This window comes from Arthrobacter sp. Bi83, assembly GCF_918698095.1.
In the GTDB taxonomy this organism is placed as follows: Bacteria; Actinomycetota; Actinomycetes; order Actinomycetales; family Micrococcaceae; genus Arthrobacter.
Window position 1 is genome coordinate 129274 of record NZ_CAKKLY010000001.1, and the last position, 19062, is coordinate 148335.

Below are 19062 nucleotides of genomic sequence, written 5' to 3' on the forward strand. Positions count from 1 at the left end.
AAACATATGTTCTATAGTTAAGTCCGTGATCAAGGGAGGCGGCCCAGAGGAAATCGAGCGGATGGTGGCCCGATTGGACGCGGACAAGAGCCGTCCTATTGATGACCCCGCTCCGATCCGAGAGTTCCCCAAGTATGGCCGGCCCCTGGTCTACGTGAGCGGGATCTACGGCAAGGCGGTTGCCTGGACGCACACCTACGGCCTGATTGAATGGCTGGACGCTTCCGGCAAGTACCACATGGGTTGGGCGCACTCTTCAAACATAAAGCGAGTTGCCGCGGATGAGTGGAAGGGTGCCAGCGGACTCTAGGATGACCAGCTGGCCCGTAAACTTGATCCGGCCTATCTGCACTATGGGGGAAACTTGCACAGCCAACTCGTGATCGTCCTGAACTCTTCCAGCTCTACACCAGCCTGGGTAGCTCCTGTCCTGGCTGGCGCGTTCACTCTGCTCGGTGTGCTCGTCGCTAATCTCTTCAACTGGCTAGGCGACAAGCGCAAAACGAAGAGAGAAGACGAGCAACGGTGGCATGACATCATGCGCGAAGAAGCCTCCCAGCTTATTGCCGTGTCTGAGGAAGCCCTTGAAACAATGAACTCACGACGAACATCGTCCGCCAAGGAGACCCCCGATCAACGGCGGGAGATGATTTCCAAGGCCCGGACAGCAAACGGTCACTACTTGGCACTCCGTGCTATTGCACCGGAAGTGGTCATCAATGCCGGTGGAGCGGTATATGCGAATGTTCTATCTGCCACTATGGGAAAAATGAGACCCTACGCTGCCATGTCTAATCACCGCAAAGCGGCAGTGAATCTTATCGAAGCACTTCGTAAAGAGATAGGCGTGATGGATGAAAAGCCGAACAAGAATAAAGCCCTGCATAAGTAGACATTTAGCTCTAATATCTACGCTATAGTCTGGCAATAGCGAATAGGTGTATTAGAAGCCGATCGATTGACTATCACCAGCCTGACATAGCGCCAGTCCGACTAGGCGCCTGGGCCGTCTTCTGAATAGGTCAACATATAAGAAAAGTTGATCCAGTAAGGCACCTGCGCGTTGATCTCTTCTAAAGCCGCCTTGACCTCATCAGGAATCCGCAGCGCTGAATAGACCTCGTAGTGCTCTTTATCGACCCTCCTGACGTGAGCGCGGTCCCAACTGCCACGGGCTATGAGACTGTCGTTAATGATCTTCTCAAAGCGGGCTGCACGACTTCCCCCTGTCTTGAGCGTCTCGCCTTCGTGATTATCCTGATCTAGGAGTTTTTCAACGCCATCAAGAGTCGCCCGCGAGCTTTGGTCCAGTTTCAGGACCAGCTGGTGAATATCCTCCAGCCGCAGTTGCGTCGTTGACATCTCGGGCTTGTAAGCATAATCGTTCTTTTCAACGCGTGTGAATATGTCTTCCATCTTGCCCCAATGGTTCTCGAAGGCCTCGTCAAGAACGTTTTGAGCAACAGGAAAGGAGCGAGCTTTATTGAGAGAATCAACAAGCTTCTTGAATTCAGACTTCCGCCCCTGGGGTTTCTTGAGCTGCCGAAGCTGGAAATTCTTAAGTGGGCTTGTAAGATCCGCTAACTCGAGGTCGATGAGGATGGGGACAACGTTGCTGTCTCCCTCGACCGACTTCCAAAGTGCTCCGGCCTCGTAGTTGATCCACGATCGGTCTTGGTTCTCTGCAGTCGTGACAATGATGCCGTATTTTGTGTCGGAGAGCTGATGGTGGATTTCAGCCATGGAGAGCGTGCCCGAATCGATATCCATGTCACTAACCCACGGCTGAAGATCCTGCAGTACGTGCGGGAGCCAGCTCCGCAGCTGGATCGCGAAGTCTTTGGATTTCTCGCCGGACCAGCTAATGAAAACCTTCAACTTGTCACTGCCCCTTCGGAGACGCCGGCGACTGCCGGGTCGACGTTGAAGACAATCCGTTCGTCAGCTTTTCGGCTTCCGAAGACCTTGACGGAGATCGAGGAACGGTCAGCTTCATCCAAGGGAATTGGCGTCGTCACAGTAATCAGACCGCTCTTTGCCACGGATACGGATGAACCTCGTAGCTGAAGATTTTGATTGAGGTGTCGACTGATTGTGTTGCTGATGGTCTCTGGAAGGGGCGACGCTGGTACGTATACTGAGTCCCGAGCTGTGGCCGCCCTGTAGTTCAAGTAGTGGGGGTCGTCGGGACGGTGCAGCAAACCAGTCCGCATAAGCACAGCTTCCACGTCCATAGTTCTTTCCGCGAACTCGCCGAACTGAAGCATAAGAGTTTTGACTGATTGCAGAACCTCATCAAGTTTTTGCTCCTGCATGCGTTCTCGTGACGCCTGAGTCGGCCTGTCAGCCGGCGCAGCTTCCCACTCTTCGGCCTCCTTGATTGCAACTTCCAAGTCCGGCCACCACTTATCAAAGGCTGCATCCAACTGCGCAGTGTCTCGCGGTGCTGCCAGAGCGCTGTTTATCGAATGCACAATGACCTTGATGTCCTGCTCGGTCGCGAGATGTGCCTGGTAGTTCGAAAGCGGCGGCTTTAGCGAGGCAATGCCATCGAAACCGACAAGAAGCGGAATCGCACTGGCGTTGGCACCTTTGACGGCCTTGGATAGCGCACCAGCCTCAAAGTTGAGCCACGTTTCATGCTGGTTTTCTGGCGTGACACAGATGATCCCGAAGTTGGTTGATTCGAGCGCGTCGCTGATTTGTGAGATTGAAAGCTTTCCTGACTCGATACTCTTCGCGCTCATCCAGGGCTGAACCTGGTTGATAACTTGAGGAAGCCACTCGTCGAGCGCCTTGGCGACAATGAGACTTCGCTCTTTCGACCAGCTAATAAAAACCTTCAAGACATACCCCATGCTCGTTGTGACTCTTTCGGGTAAGGCTACCAACGCCGGACCTAGTTCAGCTCGTCCCCCTACACGTGTCCCGACCAGAAACGTGCCGCCAGATTATGTGATCAGGCCGCCAGGTCTGGTTCGGATAAAGTTCCGCAACCCGCTATTTGAGATCAGCTGTTTCCATCGGCGTCAGCTTCTCCGCGTTGAGGCCCGCGTGCTTTACCACAAAGCCGATGACCATGCGGTCGGGCTTTACGGACTGGGAGCCGGCGAGGACTCAAAGGTGCAAACCGGTTCGTCATCCCAGGATTCGATCGAACTTGCGCCGCCGTCGACAAGTTGCTGAGGATCAGTCGTCGAAAGGTGAGATTCCGTGCCTAAAGCTCCAATTTCCAGGCGAAAAGCTGTTCGTGTAAACACCATCGACGACACCTTGCTGGCCAACATTGCTATCGCTGTCTCGATTCAGGACAGCTTGAACTCTGAGGGACTTCTTAGCATGCAAGACTTCGAGTGCCACATCCACTTTTAGCTCGGCGGCGCTATTAAAGAGTCGGACGTGTTCGAGCTTAATACCTGCCACTGTCAGTCCCAACGGCACCGCACGGGGTGCTCTCAAAACGACTCCATCGCTCGGCCTCTGGAATCTGAAGTGTGTTTGGCCCGTAGGGACGCTGCCTTCTTCTTGAGGGGGTGACACTGCGATGTCGAACTTCTCGTTGCCTACGGTTAGCCGCCCTCTCATGCCGTGAGCTGGCAACGTCACGATGTTGACGTCGTTGTGCTCCACATAGAGCCGCATCTGTCCCCCAACGTGCACTCGCGCCTCATTACCACGCGGTGTTTCAGGGTAGTAATCGGCACGTAGACCAACATGCAGGACCAGAACCTGCGGCAAACGGACGGCCGGTATCAACATGCGAAGCAGCTCATCGCGTCGAGCACTTCTAGTCCCCGTACCCTCTCGCATCGGCACCTCTAGGGAAGGATTCGCGCTGCCTGTCTTTACTACGTAGGGGGCCCGGTCGGACGCAACCGCCAGAGCAACCACATGGTCTCGCCCTTCACCAACCTGGACATTCAAATGCCGTACCAGTTCAGGCGGTGTGTGATCGAACTGCGGGACTATTTGGGACCACCAGTCCAGGATGTCCGTGTCCGAAACATCGTGCACGGCGCCGGTCTTTTCATCGATTCCGATGATGTATATCACCGGGTCACCGCCTGCTCGGTTGAGGCTTCCGGCCAGTTGGCGCGCTTTCTTCTCCTGCGGCCAGCTCCTCTTGCATTCAATCAGATCGTGCTCGACATTCTGACCTGCACGGAGCTGGTCTACAGCGGAAATTACTCTGGCTTCAAGATCGATGGCACGCATGGACTCAACGCTATCCAACGGCAGCGAGAACCTCTCTCAAGCGTTGAACGAGGCCGTTGTGTGTCCTTGATTTGACGCCTCGTCAAGGAATAGCACTCCACGAGTGCGTTCGTGACGCCGGGGCAGGCTTGATCCGCTGGTCCCCGTTGTGGCAGCTGAGATCGTTGGTGGCGTGCGACATCCCTGAAGACGGGTACGGGTCCCGCTCCCAAGCATCGGTTCCGGCCCTCAGCTCACCAGAGAATGCAGGAGGGGGCGGCGGCGGTCGCAACTTCTACCTGTACGTTAGTAGATCGAAGTATGCCGTATCTGAATTCCAGGCGATCGGGTGCAGCAGCGTCCCCACAGAGGGGTTGAGTGCGCTGTACATCATGCCTCCGCCGGCGTAGATGCCAACATGGCCCCAGTTGTCCGGCCCCTGCGCGTTTTGCACTACCAAGTCTCCTGGCTGCGGATTGTTCGTCCGCACCCCAACCCTCCATTGCTCCACCCTTGGGACGCTGATTCCGGCTTGCCGATAGATCCACTGGACGAAGCCGGAGCAGTCCCACGCTTTGAACGCCGTGCCGCCCCACACATAGGACCCACCGACGCCGGCTTGGGTAAACCGCACGATATTCTTTCGAATCTGGCTCAGACCTGCCGATGCCGTTGAAAGCGTTGAGGCAGTCGGCGTATCGACGCAAGGAGCAGGTTTCGCTCCGCCGGCGAGCGCATCAACGATGGCCGATGCTTCCGGCTCCCATCGCGCGTACAGCTCAGGAAACGCCGAGACCTGAACAGCCTGGGCAGCCTGGCCTTTGCTCATGGATTGCCATCCAAGAATGTCCAGTAGCCCGCGAGGGCTCCCCTGATGGGACCAGACGGTCCGCCATAGAAGGCCCGGACGTTATAGATGGGATCCATCAGCTCTCCGACACTCCCCCATCCGGCAGCTGGACGTTGCTGGGCCGTGCCAAGGGAGTCGTGGTCGCTTCCAACACCGTCGTGGGGATAGTTGAGTGACCCGGGGACGTTCACGTTGGCCAGCACTCTGAGGCTGGATTCCTGCAGAGCCATCATGATTGCGATGATCTGCCCATCTCGCGGCACACCCAACTGTTTGCCGACTGAAATGTAGTCCCCCGCGAGGCTCAATTGCCGGGCCGTCAGGTTGACCGGCGCCTGTGTGCTATTGCCAATGTCCAAGGCACCACCCGCGTCGGCGCCTAGCTGACCGCTCAACCCGGCGGACGAGCAGATCGAGCCGGTGTTCGTTGCGTTGGCGCCTAGCACCGCAACGGCCGCGCAGAGCGCAAAAGCACCTGCGAGGATCCCTGTCGTAGTCGCGGCCACTAGAGACCGGAGGATTATCCGGCGCCTTGCCAGGACAGCCAACATCGCCGGAGCCGGCATTAGTAGACGATCCTGTTCGGCATGGCGTAGAAGCCGACCATAATGCAATGATCCGCAGGGGCACTGGCAGCTGGCGGACAGTTGATCATGACGCTGACCGGAGTCGAATACGAGTTGCGGGCAGAAACCGACTGATCCACGACGCGAAGAGAAACGGTGCACACGTGCAATCCCGCCCAAGGCGCCGGTCGCTCTCGCACCCTGGCCAGCTCACTGTCACACACCATGGATTCGACCCCCGCCGAACGGTACGCCTGCTGCCCGGCCAGATACTGATAGGTCCCGGCATTGATCCCAGTCGCTTCGAACTCCTGGACAAACACGGCCAGAGGATTGGACCGATCGGGGAGCACATGCCACCAGTTTCGGAGCCCGGAGTACACCTCGGAGTACGACGCCCTACGCGTGTCCCATGTGTAAATCGCAGTGGCCGCCGCCGAGGCCACTCTGCGGAAGTCAGTTGTGCGAGGCACGCCATAAGTGTCGGGTCCTTCAACGGCGGGAGCCGTCGTCGAAGGACCCGACTGCGGCCCACCAGATGGGGCCACCGATACCTGGGGAGTGGGCGCCGTCGACGGCGCTGGACCGGGCTCAGGTGCGGGAGTCAGGTTAGGCCGCGTCAAAGCGAACAACACGGTCGCCACACTCAAAACCACGAACGCTAGGAACAACCATCGCCGTTGGCTGCTCGAGCCAGGCAATGCAATTCTCCGGGTCAACGACATTCCAGCCTCCTCGCCAGTTCATTGCAGACTGAGCCGTTGAGGACATGACTTTAGCGGGCAGGTCGCCTTCCACCCCGGAGAATCCGCCAGGACGTCTGATACAGCCTTCGGGCGAAGCCGATCTGCACGGCCACGTAGCGCTCAGTGACGCCGAGTTCAGTAGCCAACGTCGCCAAAGCCCTGGCCCGCTCTGGTCCTCGCAGATCGGGACGAACAATGGTTGCCGCAGTACGGCGCAGCACAGTTGTGGGCAGGCAATCTGCCGCACGCTGGCATACGTCCGCGATAGTGCGGATCTCCGCCGGCTCAACCTCCAGTGCGTTTTGAACAGTCCTCGCTGTTTGGCGCACCACGGTCGCAGCATGCCATCGGCGGCGGTCCTGCGGCGACGGCGGACCGTACTGGCGGGGCCCGGTCAGACTGTCAACGGCGAGGTCCCAAACTTGCCCCGGCACGCTTGCCCGCGTCAGTTCGATAATCGTTCGCGCCCACTCCTGATCGATGATTTTCTCAGCACTTCGATCCACGCCGCCTATACCGAGAATCGCGAGCGCATCGAGCGACGCCGGATCGTCTGCATCCCCGGGCTCGATGAGCAACGGGAACGTCTGATGGCTCAGTTCCCTGCGGATGTGCGCGGCGCACACGTTGGCGCACACTCCCTGGACCCAGGCCCCGAAGGGAACACCTGGGAGTTGCCGATAATGGCCACGGGTGACGCCATCCCACACCGCTACCCGGATGTCCTGCATAACGTCGTCCACGTCGCAGGCGCGGCCGATCCGGGACAGATGCGAAACGACATATCGGCGCACACCGTCAACGGCGACCATGATCTGATCCACCGGGACTGCCAGCACTGCCGGCGCTGGCGGCCTGCGCAAGGAAACATCAACGGTAACTGCACTTGGTTCGTCATGTTGGGCCTGATTTGCTCTGGCTTCGACTCGCACGGGTCTTCACCGCTTCGACTAAACGCTTCCAATAAGTCCGGTGGCGGCACGCCCGACACCTCAAGAATGGCCGCTAAACCACGGCCGACCACGAATGCAATAAGGCTATGCAAACTATTCTCAAGGATAATTAAAGTATCGTCAAGACGACGGGTCTTACTTTTCTTCGAGCTGTAGATAAGAATGGTTCCATGCCAAGGATTACCCAGCCTCACGACGACGCCTGGTCAGTTGACGTCGAGGCCGCCGTCGCGACCTTTGGCAACCGTTCACGGAATGAGATCCTTCGCTACCTTTCGGCGCACGGGCCGGCCTCCCGTGGGGACATTGCGGCATCAGTCAGCGCCGGCGAACCTAGTGTGGCCAAGCACCTGCTGGCATTGGAGGAGTCCGGCGCCATCGTCGTCGATGTCGAACCAGGCCGTCGCCACGGCCGATCGCCGCGCTATTCAGCCAACCCGGCAAGGATCAAGGAGTTGCTGGCGGCTCATCATGACTATCTTCTGGAGGGCTAGCCGCCGCCTGCTCCCCGCCCGGGTGGCGTCCAATATCCTTGTTGAGATATTCAGATATGGCCTGCAAGGTCTCCGGTGATACGTCCCCAAGGGTTCGGGCGGCGAAGGTCTTCACACGGGCCGCACGCAGGGACTTGACGAACTCGAGCTGGGAATCAATGCGTTGGGGCAAGGCTGCATCATCGCCGGACAGATAGGACGGGTCTACCTTGAAGATGTCACAGAGGCCAGCCAGCAAAACCGGATCGCTAACCAGGCGGCCAGTCCCTTCTTTCATGTAGAACCAGCGCGCGCGGGACAATTTGATGCCCCTCCGGGCAAGGTCTGCTTGCACTTCCCTGAACGTCACCGGTTTCCCGCGCTCTGCAACTACAACGTCGAGCAGCAGATTCAAACGACGGGCGAGCTGGGACTGAGGCGACATCCCCGCACCGTGCCCTGTCTCGTCAATCCGCATAACCGCCCCTTGATCAGCCACTTCAGCACCGGCAGTCCAAGTCAGGTACTGCCCCCGCCCTACCGCCCAGTATTCCGCGAGACATGCGCGTCGGCAATCAGGGTCCCGGTGCCTTAGAAGATTCATGGGCAAAAACAGGCCCTTCCATCATGACCTCAGCAGGGGTACCCTGCTGCTGTAGACCCGTCTACAGCAACACGCTCCCTTCATTCCTTAGGTTCCGGTCTCCATGTCGAACATCCTGATGAACCGAACGCGAAGCCAAATTGTCCGCTTCTTACTCAAGAACGGTCCATCAACGTGCAGCGAAATCGGAGCCGAGCTGCAGGCATCGCCGTCGACCATCCGCAGGCAGCTCAACTTCCTCGGAAACGCCGGTCTCGTCCAGAGATCCTCGAACCAGTTCGCGGCTTCTCCCGAGCAAGTGCAACGCCAGACCCATGACTTTGCAGCGACTTTCGGCAACGCGGTCATGCAGCCGGATGGACCAGCTCCGATGAACTAGGGCAGGACTCAGCACGGAGCACTGCCGCAGCGAAATTCACGAAAGGATCGAAGAAGCATGAAACTCGAATTCTTCGAGCCGGCCGAGGCTGCCTCGGTCCTCAAGTGCTCAGAGGCATGGCTCCGCGAAGGGGCCGCCAAGGGAGAGTTCCCGCATTCCGTCTGGGGCAAAGGAAAGATCGTCTTTACGTCTGTCCACTTGAAAGAGATTGCCCAGCTGCGCGAAGTCCGGTCAACGAGTGCATCCCCGGCCTCCGTCAGAATGATCGGTACCCGGGCCCAGGCACGCCAGAAATACTCCTAGTTTGGCGACTGCCGCAGCTACCCACGCCAGACAACGGCTGAACGCTCGACGGCGTCAGCGGCATCTTGAAGGGCTTGTGGCATCAAGTGGCCGTACACCTGCTCCGTTGTACGAGTGGACGCATGCCCCAGGCGCCTGGAGATAGTGAACAGAGAAACGCCGTCCTGGATCAACCAGGACGCGTGGGTGTGGCGCAGATCGTGAATCCGCGGCGACTTGGTCAGCCCACGGGCCTGCGCCGCCTTGACCGCCGGAACCCAATAGTGATGCCAATACAGCTTGTGAATGATCCGCTCACCCTTAGGCGTCGTAAACAAAAGATCCGAACCAGGCCGGCTGGCCACCAGCGGAATGAGCACCTCCACCAAATGCGGGTTCAAGGAAACCGTCCTCTTGCCGGCGCCCGTCTTGGTCGCACCGATGTAGTACTCGGAATCAGCGCCCCGTTTCCACGCCTTATTGATCCGCATTGTTGCTGGCTTGGACATCAGGTCCACGTCAGCCACGGTCACGGCAGTGGCCTCGCCAAAGCGGGTTCCGGTCATGACCAGGAACTCGGTGAAAGCCCTGTACCGCTCCCCCATACCTTCAAGGATCATCCCGAATTCGGCGTGCGTCAGGAACCGGGCCTCGTCCTCTGCCTTTTCGCCCGACGGGAGCTGAACATGTCGGCAAGGATTGTCCTTCCGATAGCGCAGCATTACGGCCGTCTCCATGGCCGCGAAGATCAGGCCATGGTTGTTCTTGATGGTCTTCGGAGACCTGCCCTTCTTCTGCATGGTCTTGATCCAGTAGGTCAGGTGCCGGTAGTCCAGCTTGTCCACTGGGATGTGGCCGATGACGTCCGCGATGTGCAGCTTCAACATCGTCTGGTACGTGTGGACCGTCCCGACGGACGGGCGCACCAGAAGGTCGATGTGTTCCTGGATCACCGCCGCCACAGTGGGTGATTTGGTCTGGTTCTTGACCATCGCATGCTGGGCGATTTCGAAGGACTGGTTGTTCGCGTCGAGGAGGCGCTTCAGCGTCTGGGCTTCGGCGGACGTAGCGAGGGTAATCCCCTCTTGCTTGCGCGTCTCGGGATTCCGCCAGCGGACCGTAAAGGACGTCGATCCATCCGATTTTTTTCGTTCCCAAACGCTGGCCATGCCCAAAATTCTAGGCTTCGTGTGCACAAAAAACGAGCTTTTGTGCACACTCCGGGGTCCAAAACCCCGCTGACCTGCGGAAACACTGTGCCCGAGGTGGGACTCGAACCCACACACCTTTCGATACCGCATTTTGAGTGCGGCGCGTCTGCCAATTCCGCCACTCGGGCGCGGAGTACACGGAGTAACAATCGTAGGCCCACAGGGTGTTGTGAGCAACGCAGCCACTTCCAGTGCGCGGATTTACTCTACATGCAGATAGGCTGAATTCCAGAATCGCGCCAGTGCCGCCGCAACAAGCCATGCAGATCCAAGTACAAACCCGGGCGCAACTAAGATAGTCATGTTCCCGCCGTACCTTTTCAAGGAGATCCCGTGTCAGAACCGACGGAGTCAAACACCACGTCCCAGCCGGCGCGCCGCGTAATTGTCGCCGAAGACGAAACCCTCATCCGCCTGGACATCATCGAGATCCTGCGCGGCGAGGGCTACGACGTCATTGGCGAGGCCGACAACGGCGAGAAGGCCGTGCAGCTGGCCGAGGAGCTCAAGCCCGACCTCGTCCTCATGGACGTCAAGATGCCCGTCATGGACGGCATCACCGCAGCCGAGAAGATCGTCAAGGCTCGCATCGCCCCCGTGGTGCTGCTGACCGCCTTCAGCCAGAAGGAACTCGTGGAGCGCGCCCGCGACGCCGGCGCTATGGCTTACGTGGTCAAGCCCTTCACGCCGGCCGACCTCATCCCCGCCCTGGAGATCGCCCTCTCCCGCCACGAGGAGATCAAGGCCCTCGAAAACGAGGTCACGGACCTCCAGGAGCAGTTTGCCACCCGCAAGCTCGTGGAGCGCGCCAAGAGCCTTCTCACCACCAAGATGGGCCTGACGGAGCCGGAAGCCTTCCGCTGGATCCAGAAAACCTCCATGGACCGCCGCCTGAGCATGCGCGAAGTGGCCGAGACCATCATCAACCAGGTCAACTAACACCGAGACCAAGCAACCAAGGAGGGTCCCCGCCAATCGGCAGGGACCCTCCTTTTGTTCCCAGAAGAACCTTTTCGTTCTCAACGAAAAAGGGAGGGTCCGCGCCCAACGGCGGGGACCCTCCCTTTTGGTCTCAGCTACCCAGCAGGACCTGGAACTAGCTCTTCTTCTTCTTTTCCGGCCAGGGGCCGAGCTTCTCGCGGTTGGTCGTCCCCTCGCCCAGGCGTGAGGTGTCGGCGAGGTCGCCCACCTTGTGGACCTTCAGCGAGTTGGTGGAACCGGCCTTTCCGGGAGGGGAACCGGCAGCGATGACCACAAGGTCACCATCTTCCACGAGCTCCATGTCCAGCAGGCTGCGGTCAACCTGTGCCGTCATTTCATCCGTGTGGCCCACCATGGCCACCAGCACCGGCTGGATGCCCCAGGTCAGCGCCAGCTGGTTCCACACGTGCTCCACCGGAGTGAACGCGAAGACCGGCTTGATCGGGCGGAGGCGGGACAGGCGGCGTGCGGAGTCACCAGACTGGGTGAAAGTACAGATGTACTTGGCGTCCAGCTGATCGGCGATTTCGACGGCGGCACGGGTGATGGCGCCACCGCGGGTCTTGGGCTTGGTGCCCAGCGGGGGGACGCGCTCCAGGCCGTGCTCCTCGGTGGACTCGATGATCCGTGCCATGACCTTGACGGTCTCGATCGGGTACTTGCCCACGCTGGTCTCACCGGAGAGCATGACCGCATCGGCGCCGTCGAGCACCGCGTTGGCGCAGTCGGAAGCCTCAGCGCGGGTGGGGCGCGGGTTGTCGATCATGGACTCGAGGACCTGCGTGGCCACGATGACCGGCTTGGCCCAGCGCCGTGCCAGTTCGATGGCGCGCTTCTGAACGATCGGCACTTCCTCCAGCGGAAGCTCCACGCCAAGGTCGCCACGGGCCACCATGATGGCGTCGAACGCGTCGATGATTTCGTGGAGCTGCTCCACGGCCTGCGGCTTCTCGATCTTGGCGATCACCGGAACGCGGCGGCCTTCTTCGTCCATGATCTCGTGGACGCGCTTGATGTCCGTGGCGTCACGCACGAAGGACAGGGCAACCATGTCCACGCCGCGGCGCATCGCCCAGCGCAGGTCGTCCTCGTCCTTCACGCTCAGCGCGGGGACGTTGACGGCAACGCCCGGCAGGTTGATGCCCTTGTTGTTGGACACCATGCCGCCCACGGTCACCTGGGCGACAACCTTGACGTTGTCCACTTCGATGGCGCGCAGCGCGACCTTGCCGTCATCGATCAGCAGCGCGTCGCCCACGTTGACGTCCTCGGTGAGGCTCTTCAGCGTGGTGGAGCAGATGTCCTTGGTGCCGGGCACGTCCTCGGTGGTGATCGTGAAGATATCACCGACAGCCAGCTCATGGGGGCCGTCCACAAAGCGGCCGAGACGGATCTTCGGTCCCTGGAGGTCGGCCATGATGGCAACGGCCTTGCCGAGATCCGCCGCAGCCTTACGGACGTTCTCGTAGGTGTTGTCATGCACGGAGTAATCGCCGTGGCTCATGTTCATCCGGGCTACGTCAACGCCGGCTTCCAGCACCGCGAGGGTGTTTTCATAGCTGGCAATCGCCGGTCCGAATGTGGCCACAATCTTTGCGCGTCTCATATACCTACCCTATTGGTCTCTTGCATTGGTTAAGTTGTCGTGGAGGTGAACTTTCACCTCCGAGGCATCGCTAGAGGACGGCGATGGCGCGGTCCGTCGGGGCCACGGGAGCCGGAAGGATTGTGCTCCCCATCAGGAACTTGTCCACCGCGGCTGCGCAGGCACGGCCTTCGGCGATGGCCCACACAATGAGCGACTGGCCGCGTCCGGCATCGCCGGCCACGAACACGCCCTCGGTGTTGGTCATGTAATAGCCGTCGCGGGACACGTTGCCGCGGCCGTCGAATTCAGCGCTGACCTGCTCGGTGATGCCGGCAGGCTCGGCACCGGTGAAGCCCAGGGAGAGGAACACCAGGTCCGCGGGGATGATCCGCTCGGTGCCGGCCTTGGGCAGCCGCTTGCCGTCAACGAACTCGGTTTCGGCGACCTTGACGCCGGTCAGCTTGCCGTTTTCACCGACAAATTCCACGGTGGAGGCGAGGTACGTGCGCTCACCGCCTTCTTCGTGGGCGCTGGCAACTTCGAAAAGCGTGGGAAAAGTCGGCCAGGGCTGGTGGCCCGCCCGTTCCGCCGGGGGCTGCTTGCCGATGGCCAGGGTGGTCACCGACGCGGCGCCGTGGCGGTGCGCGGTGCCGAGGCAGTCAGCGCCGGTGTCACCGCCGCCAAGGATCACCACATGCTTGCCCTTGGCGTGGATCTGGTTTTCCACCGACTCCCCCGCCACTACGCGGTTGGCCGGCACGAGGTAGTCCATCGCGAAGTGGACACCGTCAAGCTCGCGGCCCGGGATGTTCAGGTCGCGCGGCACGGTGGCGCCGGTGGCAATGACCACTGAGTCGTAACGGCGGCGCAGCTGCTCCCACGTCACGTCCGTGCCGACGGCGACGCCGGTACGGAAGCGGGTGCCTTCAGCCTTCATCTGCTCAAGCCGGCGGTCCACCTGCTCTTTTTCCATCTTGAAATCGGGGATGCCGTAGCGCAGCAGTCCCCCGATCTTGTCGTCGCGTTCGTAGACTGCCACGGTGTGGCCCACGCGCGTCAGCTGCTGGGCGACCGCCAGACCTGCCGGGCCGGAGCCGACGACGGCGACCGTCTTGCCGGTGAGGCGCGTGGGAGGCAGCGGGTTGACCCAGCCGTTGTCGAAGGCCTCATCGATGATGGAAACCTCCACCTGCTTGATGGTCACGGCGGGCTGGTTGATGCCCAGCACGCAGGACGCCTCGCAGGGAGCCGGGCACAGGCGGCCGGTGAACTCGGGGAAATTGTTGGTGGCGTGCAGCCGCTCAATCGCTTCCTCGCCCTTGTCCCGCCACATGAGGTCGTTCCACTCGGGGATCAGGTTCCCGAGCGGGCAGCCCTGGTGGCAGAACGGCACGCCGCAATCCATGCAGCGGCCGGCCTGGCTCTTGAGGACACCCTTTTCCTGGGCCTCATAGACTTCCTTCCAGTCCATGATGCGGACGGGAACGGGGCGGCGTGGCTGGGTTTCACGCTGGCGTACTTTCAGAAATCCGCGTGGGTCAGCCACCGGTCACCTCCAGGATTCGAGACCAAACTTCTTCGCCGTCGGGGTCCAGGCCCTCTTCGATGGCGTCAAGACGGGTTTGCAGCACGGCCGCGTAGTCGCGCGGCAGCACCTTGGTAATGCGGGCAGCGGTGTCATCGAAGTTCTCGAGCAGGCGCGCCGCGAGCTGCGAGTCGGTTTCCTCGACGTGCTTGACGAGGAGGCCGTGCACGATGTCGCGGTCCTCGGCGTCCAGGTCGCGGAGCTGCAGCTCGCCGGACTCCAGCGCCTGCTTGTTCACGCGGGTGGTCCGCAGGTCCAGAACGTAGGCCGTGCCGCCGGACATGCCGGCGCCGAAGTTGCGCCCGGTCCGTCCGATGATGAGCGTCTGGCCGCCGGTCATGTACTCGCAGCCGTGGTCGCCGATGCCCTCGACTACCGCCGTGGCGCCGGAGTTCCGGACCAGGAAGCGTTCGCCCACCTGGCCGCGCAGGAACATTTCGCCGCTCGTGGCGCCGTAGCCGATCACGTTTCCGGCGATCACGTTGCTCTCCGCATTGAACACGTTGGTGCGGTCCGGGCGGACGATGATCCGGCCGCCGGAGAGGCCCTTGCCGACGTAGTCATTGGAATCGCCGTACATGCGCAGCGTGATGCCGGCAGGCAGGAAGGCGCCCAGCGACTGGCCGGCCGTTCCCGTGAGCGTGATGTCGATAGTGTCCGTGGCCAGCACGTCCGTGCTGAACGTCTTGGTGACCACGTGGCCGAGCATGGTGCCCACCGAACGGTCGGTGTTGATGACATCCACGGCAATCTTCACCGGGGCGCGGTCGCTCAGCGCTTCCGCTGCCATGGCGATGAGCCGCTGGTCGAAGTGCTTGTCCAGCTCGTGGTTCTGGCCGGTCAGGTTCCGCAGCGGGGCGTCGTCGTCGAACTCCAGCCCGTGCAGGATCGGATCAAGGTCCAGGCCCTCGGCCTTCCAGTGGTTGATCGCCTCGCGGGTGTCCAGCATTTCTGCGTGGCCAATCGCTTCCTCGATGCTCCGGAAGCCAAGTTCCGCGAGGATTTCGCGGACTTCCTCTGCCAGGAACTCGAAGAAGTTGACCACGAACTCGGGCTTGCCGCTGAAGCGGGCCCGCAGCTCGGGGTTCTGCGTGGCAACGCCCACCGGGCACGTGTCCAGGTGGCAGACGCGCATCATGATGCAGCCTTCGACCACCAGCGGGGCCGTGGCGAAGCCGAATTCCTCGCCGCCGAGCAGGGCAGCAATCACGACGTCGCGGCCGGTCTTGAGCTGGCCGTCCACCTGCACCACCACGCGGTCGCGCAGGCCGTTGAGCATGAGCGTCTGCTGGGTCTCTGCGAGCCCCAGCTCCCACGGGACACCGGCGTGCTTGAGCGAGTTCAGCGGCGAGGCGCCGGTTCCGCCGTCGTGTCCGGAAACGAGCACGACGTCGGCCTTCGCCTTCGTCACACCGGCGGCAACTGTGCCGATGCCCACCTCGGAGACGAGCTTGACGTGCACGCGGGCCGAAGGATTGGCGCGCTTGGCATCGTAGATGAGCTGCGCAAGGTCCTCGATGGAGTAAATGTCGTGGTGCGGGGGCGGGGAAATCAGTCCGACGCCGGGGGTCGAGTGGCGGGTCCGGGCAACCCAGGGGTAAACCTTCTGGGCCATCAGCTGGCCGCCTTCGCCGGGCTTGGCGCCCTGAGCCATCTTGATCTGGATGTCGTCAGCGTTGGTCAGATACAGGCTCGTGACACCGAACCGGCCGGATGCGATCTGCTTGACGGCGGAGCGGCGCTCGGGATCGAGCAGGCGGTCCACGTCCTCGCCGCCTTCACCGGTGTTGGACTTGCCGCCCAGGCGGTTCATCGCGATCGCGAGCGTTTCGTGGGCTTCCTTGGAGATGGAGCCGTAGCTCATGGCACCCGTGGAGAACCGCTTGACGATGCTGGAGACCGGCTCCACTTCCTCGAGCGGCACTGCGGGACGGGCGCCGTCCTTGAACTTAAGGAGACCGCGCAGGGTCATCAGGTTCTCGGACTGGTCGTCCACGCCCTTGGTGTAGGACTTGAAGATGTCGTAGCGGCGCTCACGCGTGGCGTGCTGCAGCCGGAAGACCGTCTCCGGGTTGAAGAGGTGCGGCTCGCCGTCGCGGCGCCACTGGTATTCGCCGCCGCCGAGCAGCGGGCGGTGCGGCTGCTCAATGCCGCCCTCGGGGTAGGCCATCTGGTGCCGTGCGGACACTTCGGCCGCGATGACGTCCAGGCCCACGCCGCCCAGCTGGGAGTGCGTGCCTGAGAAGAATTCGTCCACGAGCTCCTGGCCCAGGCCGAGCGCTTCGAAGGTCTGCGCACCGGTGTAGGAGGCCACGGTGGAGATACCCATCTTGGACATGATCTTCAGGACGCCCTTGCCGAGCCCCTTGATGAGGTTGTAGACGCCATCCTGCGCGGTGACGCCAACGACGTCGCCTGCTGTGATGAGCTGCTCCACGGACTCCATGGCCAGGTACGGGTTGACGGCCGAGGCGCCGTAGCCCACGAGCACTGCCACATGGTGCGTCTCGCGGACGTCGCCGGCCTCGACCACGAGGGCCGTCTTGGTGCGGTTGGCGCTGCGCAGCAGGTGGTGGTGCACGGCGCTGACCAGCAGCAGCGAAGGAATGGGCGCCCACTGGGCGTTGGAGTCACGGTCGGACAGCACCACGTACTGCACACCGCGGTTGATGGCGCCCGAAACCTGCTCGCAGATCTCGGTCAGCCGGGCACGCAGGGCGTTCTCGCCGCCCTCGGGCCGGTAGAGGCCGCGAACCTTCATGGCGACCTTGTCGCCGTCAGCATTCTCGATGTTGGCGATCTTCGCCAGCTGGTCGTTGTTGATGACCGGGAACGGCAGCGAAACCTGCGGCTGGCGGACCTGCTTGGTGTCGAGCAGGTTGCCGTTGGGGCCGATGGCGCACGTCAGCGACGTGACCAGCTCTTCACGAATCGCGTCCAGCGGCGGGTTGGTGACCTGCGCGAAGGACTGCACAAAGTAATCGAACAGCAGCCGGGGGCGCTTGGACAGGACGGCAACCGGCGTATCGGAGCCCATGGCACCCAGCGGCTCGGCCCCCGTGCGTGCCATCGGGCCGAGCAGGATCTTGAGCTCTTCGGTGGTGTAGCCAAAGGTCCGCTGGCGGATGTTCACGGACGCGGCCGTGTGCACCACGTGCTCGCGCTCGGGGAGCTCGTTGAGGTCGATCAGGTTGTCCTTGACCCATTCGGCCCAGGGGTTCGCCGCGGCGACCTCGGCCTTGACCTCTTCGTCGTCGATGATCCGGCCGGCTTCGGTGTCCACCAGGAACATCTTGCCGGGGGAAACGCGGCCCTTCTTGACCACCTTGGAGGGTTCGACGTCGATGACGCCCACCTCGGAGGCGAAGACGACCAGGCCGTCCTCGGTGATCCAGTAGCGGCCGGGGCGCAGTCCGTTGCGGTCCAGCGTGGCCCCGACGAGGTTGCCGTCGGTGAACGACACAGCGGCCGGTCCGTCCCACGGCTCCATCAACAGGGAGTGGTACTCGTAGAACGCACGGCGTGCCGGATCCATGGTGGCGTGGTTTTCCCACGCCTCCGGGATCATCATCATGATCGAGTGCGTGATGGGGCGGCCGGAGAGCCAGAGCAGCTCCGCCACCTCATCGAAGGACGCCGAGTCAGAGGCACCGGGGGTGCAGATCGGGAACAGTTCTTCCGGGGAATCCCCCAGCAGCGGGTTGGCCAGCTGGGACTGGCGGGCGCGCATCCAGTTCCGGTTGCCCTTGACGGTGTTGATTTCACCATTGTGGGCGATGGTGCGGAACGGCTGTGCGAGTGGCCAGGACGGGAAGGTGTTGGTGGAGAAGCGGGAGTGGACGATCGCGAGCTTGGTCTTGAAGCGCTTGTCGGAGAGGTCCGGGTAGAACGGCTCCAGCTGGGCCGTGGTCAGCATGCCCTTGTAGACGATGGTCCGTGAGGACAGCGACGGGAAGTAGACGCCAAACTTGTTTTGGGCGCGCTTGCGGATCCGCCAGGCGCGGGAATCGAGTTCGTTGCGGTCCAGCTGCTCGCCGGTGGAGGAGGCGAAGAACGGCTGCGAGAAGTACGGCATGCAGGCGCGGGCCATGGCGCCGACCAGGTCGGCCACGATCGGCACTTCGCGCCAGCCGAGGACGGTGAGGCCCTCGTCAGCGGCGAGGCCATCGATGCCTGCCTTGGCGGCATCGGCCTCACGCTGCTCGGCGGGGAGGAAGGCGGTGCCCACGACATACTGCCCGGGTGCCGGGAGTTCGAATTCGGTGACGGCGCGGAAGAACTCGTCCGGTACCTGCATCAGCAGCCCGGCGCCGTCGCCCGTTCCCTCGTCGGCGCCAACGGCTCCGCGGTGCTCGAGGTTGCGCAGGGCCGTGAGCGCGGCATCAACGATGTCGTAGCCGGGCTCCCCGCGCAGGGTGGCGATAATCGCAAGACCGCAGGCGTCCTTCTCCTGCTCCGGGTTGTAGAGCCCGGCTGCCTCGGGGAGCGCCGCAAACCGTTTAAACGGTGACATGGCGGCGTCCGGCTGGTTCGGTTCGGACCAGCTGGGGCTGTGAAGAGTTTGGGTCATGGGAGACGTCCTTCCTCCTGATCGTGCGTATGGAAGGGACAACGTTGGCCCCACTCAGAGCGCCGGTGTGATGGGCACAA

At 61.7% G+C, this 19062-nt stretch carries 18 protein-coding genes and 1 tRNA gene; 6 read left to right on the forward strand and 13 right to left on the reverse strand.

All coding sequences use genetic code 11. From position 1 onward, the window contains the following. Window positions 1-25: 25 nt before the first annotated feature. On the forward strand, window positions 26-310 hold the full coding sequence (locus LQ144_RS00580) for a hypothetical protein (protein ID WP_230116632.1): 285 nt from the start codon (window positions 26-28) through the stop codon (window positions 308-310). A 69-nt stretch (window positions 311-379) separates the two neighbouring features. Then, window positions 380-892, forward strand: a complete 513-nt coding sequence (locus LQ144_RS00585) for a hypothetical protein (RefSeq protein ID WP_230116633.1) — start codon at window positions 380-382, stop codon at window positions 890-892. Between the two features lie 101 nt (window positions 893-993). Here the strand turns inward: LQ144_RS00585 and LQ144_RS00590 are convergent, their stop codons facing one another. The 7 genes from LQ144_RS00590 to LQ144_RS00620 form a co-directional block, all read right to left on the reverse strand. Then, window positions 994-1878 (reverse strand): TIR domain-containing protein, encoded by an 885-nt coding sequence (locus LQ144_RS00590; protein WP_230116634.1) that lies wholly within the window; start codon window positions 1876-1878, stop codon window positions 994-996. Beyond that, entirely contained in the window at window positions 1875-2858 is a 984-nt protein-coding gene (locus LQ144_RS00595; protein ID WP_230116635.1) for a TIR domain-containing protein, read from the reverse strand. The genes LQ144_RS00590 and LQ144_RS00595 overlap by 4 nt, the downstream gene beginning before the upstream one ends. Before the next feature lie 331 nt (window positions 2859-3189). After that, entirely contained in the window at window positions 3190-4215 is a 1026-nt protein-coding gene (locus LQ144_RS00600; RefSeq protein ID WP_230116636.1) for a hypothetical protein, read from the reverse strand. Between the two features lie 274 nt (window positions 4216-4489). After that, complete coding sequence (locus LQ144_RS00605; protein WP_230116637.1) at window positions 4490-5023, reverse strand: NlpC/P60 family protein; 534 nt, start codon at window positions 5021-5023, stop codon at window positions 4490-4492. After that, window positions 5020-5550, reverse strand: coding sequence for a hypothetical protein (locus LQ144_RS00610; protein ID WP_230116638.1), 531 nt, complete (start codon window positions 5548-5550; stop codon window positions 5020-5022). The genes LQ144_RS00605 and LQ144_RS00610 overlap by 4 nt, the downstream gene beginning before the upstream one ends. A gap of 59 nt (window positions 5551-5609) precedes the next feature. Beyond that, entirely contained in the window at window positions 5610-5933 is a 324-nt protein-coding gene (locus LQ144_RS00615; protein WP_230116639.1) for a hypothetical protein, read from the reverse strand. 452 nt (window positions 5934-6385) lie between these two features. After that, entirely contained in the window at window positions 6386-7168 is a 783-nt protein-coding gene (locus tag LQ144_RS00620; protein WP_230116640.1) for a sigma factor, read from the reverse strand. A gap of 311 nt (window positions 7169-7479) precedes the next feature. Between LQ144_RS00620 and LQ144_RS00625 the strand changes: the two genes are divergently transcribed. Continuing rightward, entirely contained in the window at window positions 7480-7803 is a 324-nt protein-coding gene (locus tag LQ144_RS00625) for a helix-turn-helix transcriptional regulator (RefSeq protein ID WP_230116641.1), read from the forward strand. Here the strand turns inward: LQ144_RS00625 and LQ144_RS00630 are convergent. Next, window positions 7757-8260 carry a hypothetical protein gene (locus tag LQ144_RS00630; protein WP_230116642.1) on the reverse strand — a complete coding sequence of 168 codons (504 nt, stop codon included), beginning with the start codon at window positions 8258-8260 and terminating at the stop codon, window positions 7757-7759. The two genes, LQ144_RS00625 and LQ144_RS00630, sit on opposite strands and share 47 nt — an antisense overlap. 229 nt (window positions 8261-8489) lie before the next feature. Between LQ144_RS00630 and LQ144_RS00635 the strand changes: the two genes are divergently transcribed. Together LQ144_RS00635 and LQ144_RS00640 are read left to right on the forward strand one after the other, a co-directional pair. Beyond that, the gene (locus tag LQ144_RS00635; protein ID WP_230116643.1) at window positions 8490-8765 is read left to right on the forward strand and encodes a winged helix-turn-helix domain-containing protein; all 276 of its coding nucleotides are present in this window, start codon (window positions 8490-8492) and stop codon (window positions 8763-8765) included. Between the two features lie 57 nt (window positions 8766-8822). Further along, a complete protein-coding gene (locus tag LQ144_RS00640) occupies window positions 8823-9068 on the forward strand; it encodes a hypothetical protein (RefSeq protein WP_104174899.1) in 246 nt (81 codons plus the stop codon). A 17-nt stretch (window positions 9069-9085) separates the two neighbouring features. Here the strand turns inward: LQ144_RS00640 and LQ144_RS00645 are convergent, their stop codons facing one another. Both LQ144_RS00645 and LQ144_RS00650 read right to left on the reverse strand, forming a co-directional pair. Then, a complete protein-coding gene (locus tag LQ144_RS00645) occupies window positions 9086-10216 on the reverse strand; it encodes a site-specific integrase (protein ID WP_230116644.1) in 1131 nt (376 codons plus the stop codon). 88 nt (window positions 10217-10304) lie between these two features. After that, window positions 10305-10386 (reverse strand) — tRNA-Leu (locus tag LQ144_RS00650). A gap of 205 nt (window positions 10387-10591) precedes the next feature. On the opposite strand from LQ144_RS00650, the gene LQ144_RS00655 reads away from it, so the two are divergent. Continuing rightward, on the forward strand, window positions 10592-11197 hold the full coding sequence (locus LQ144_RS00655) for a response regulator (protein ID WP_056625858.1): 606 nt from the start codon (window positions 10592-10594) through the stop codon (window positions 11195-11197). 157 nt (window positions 11198-11354) lie between these two features. On the opposite strand, the gene pyk is transcribed toward LQ144_RS00655, so the two are convergent. The 3 genes from pyk to gltB all read right to left on the reverse strand — a co-directional run bounded on the left by pyk (window position 11355) and on the right by gltB (window position 18982). Continuing rightward, window positions 11355-12845, reverse strand: a complete 1491-nt coding sequence (pyk, locus tag LQ144_RS00660; protein WP_230116645.1) for a pyruvate kinase — start codon at window positions 12843-12845, stop codon at window positions 11355-11357. Between the two features lie 70 nt (window positions 12846-12915). Beyond that, a complete protein-coding gene (locus LQ144_RS00665) occupies window positions 12916-14373 on the reverse strand; it encodes a glutamate synthase subunit beta (protein ID WP_230116646.1) in 1458 nt (485 codons plus the stop codon). Next, window positions 14366-18982 (reverse strand): glutamate synthase large subunit, encoded by a 4617-nt coding sequence (gltB, locus tag LQ144_RS00670; protein WP_230116647.1) that lies wholly within the window; start codon window positions 18980-18982, stop codon window positions 14366-14368. The genes LQ144_RS00665 and gltB overlap by 8 nt, the downstream gene beginning before the upstream one ends. Window positions 18983-19062 lie beyond the last annotated feature (80 nt).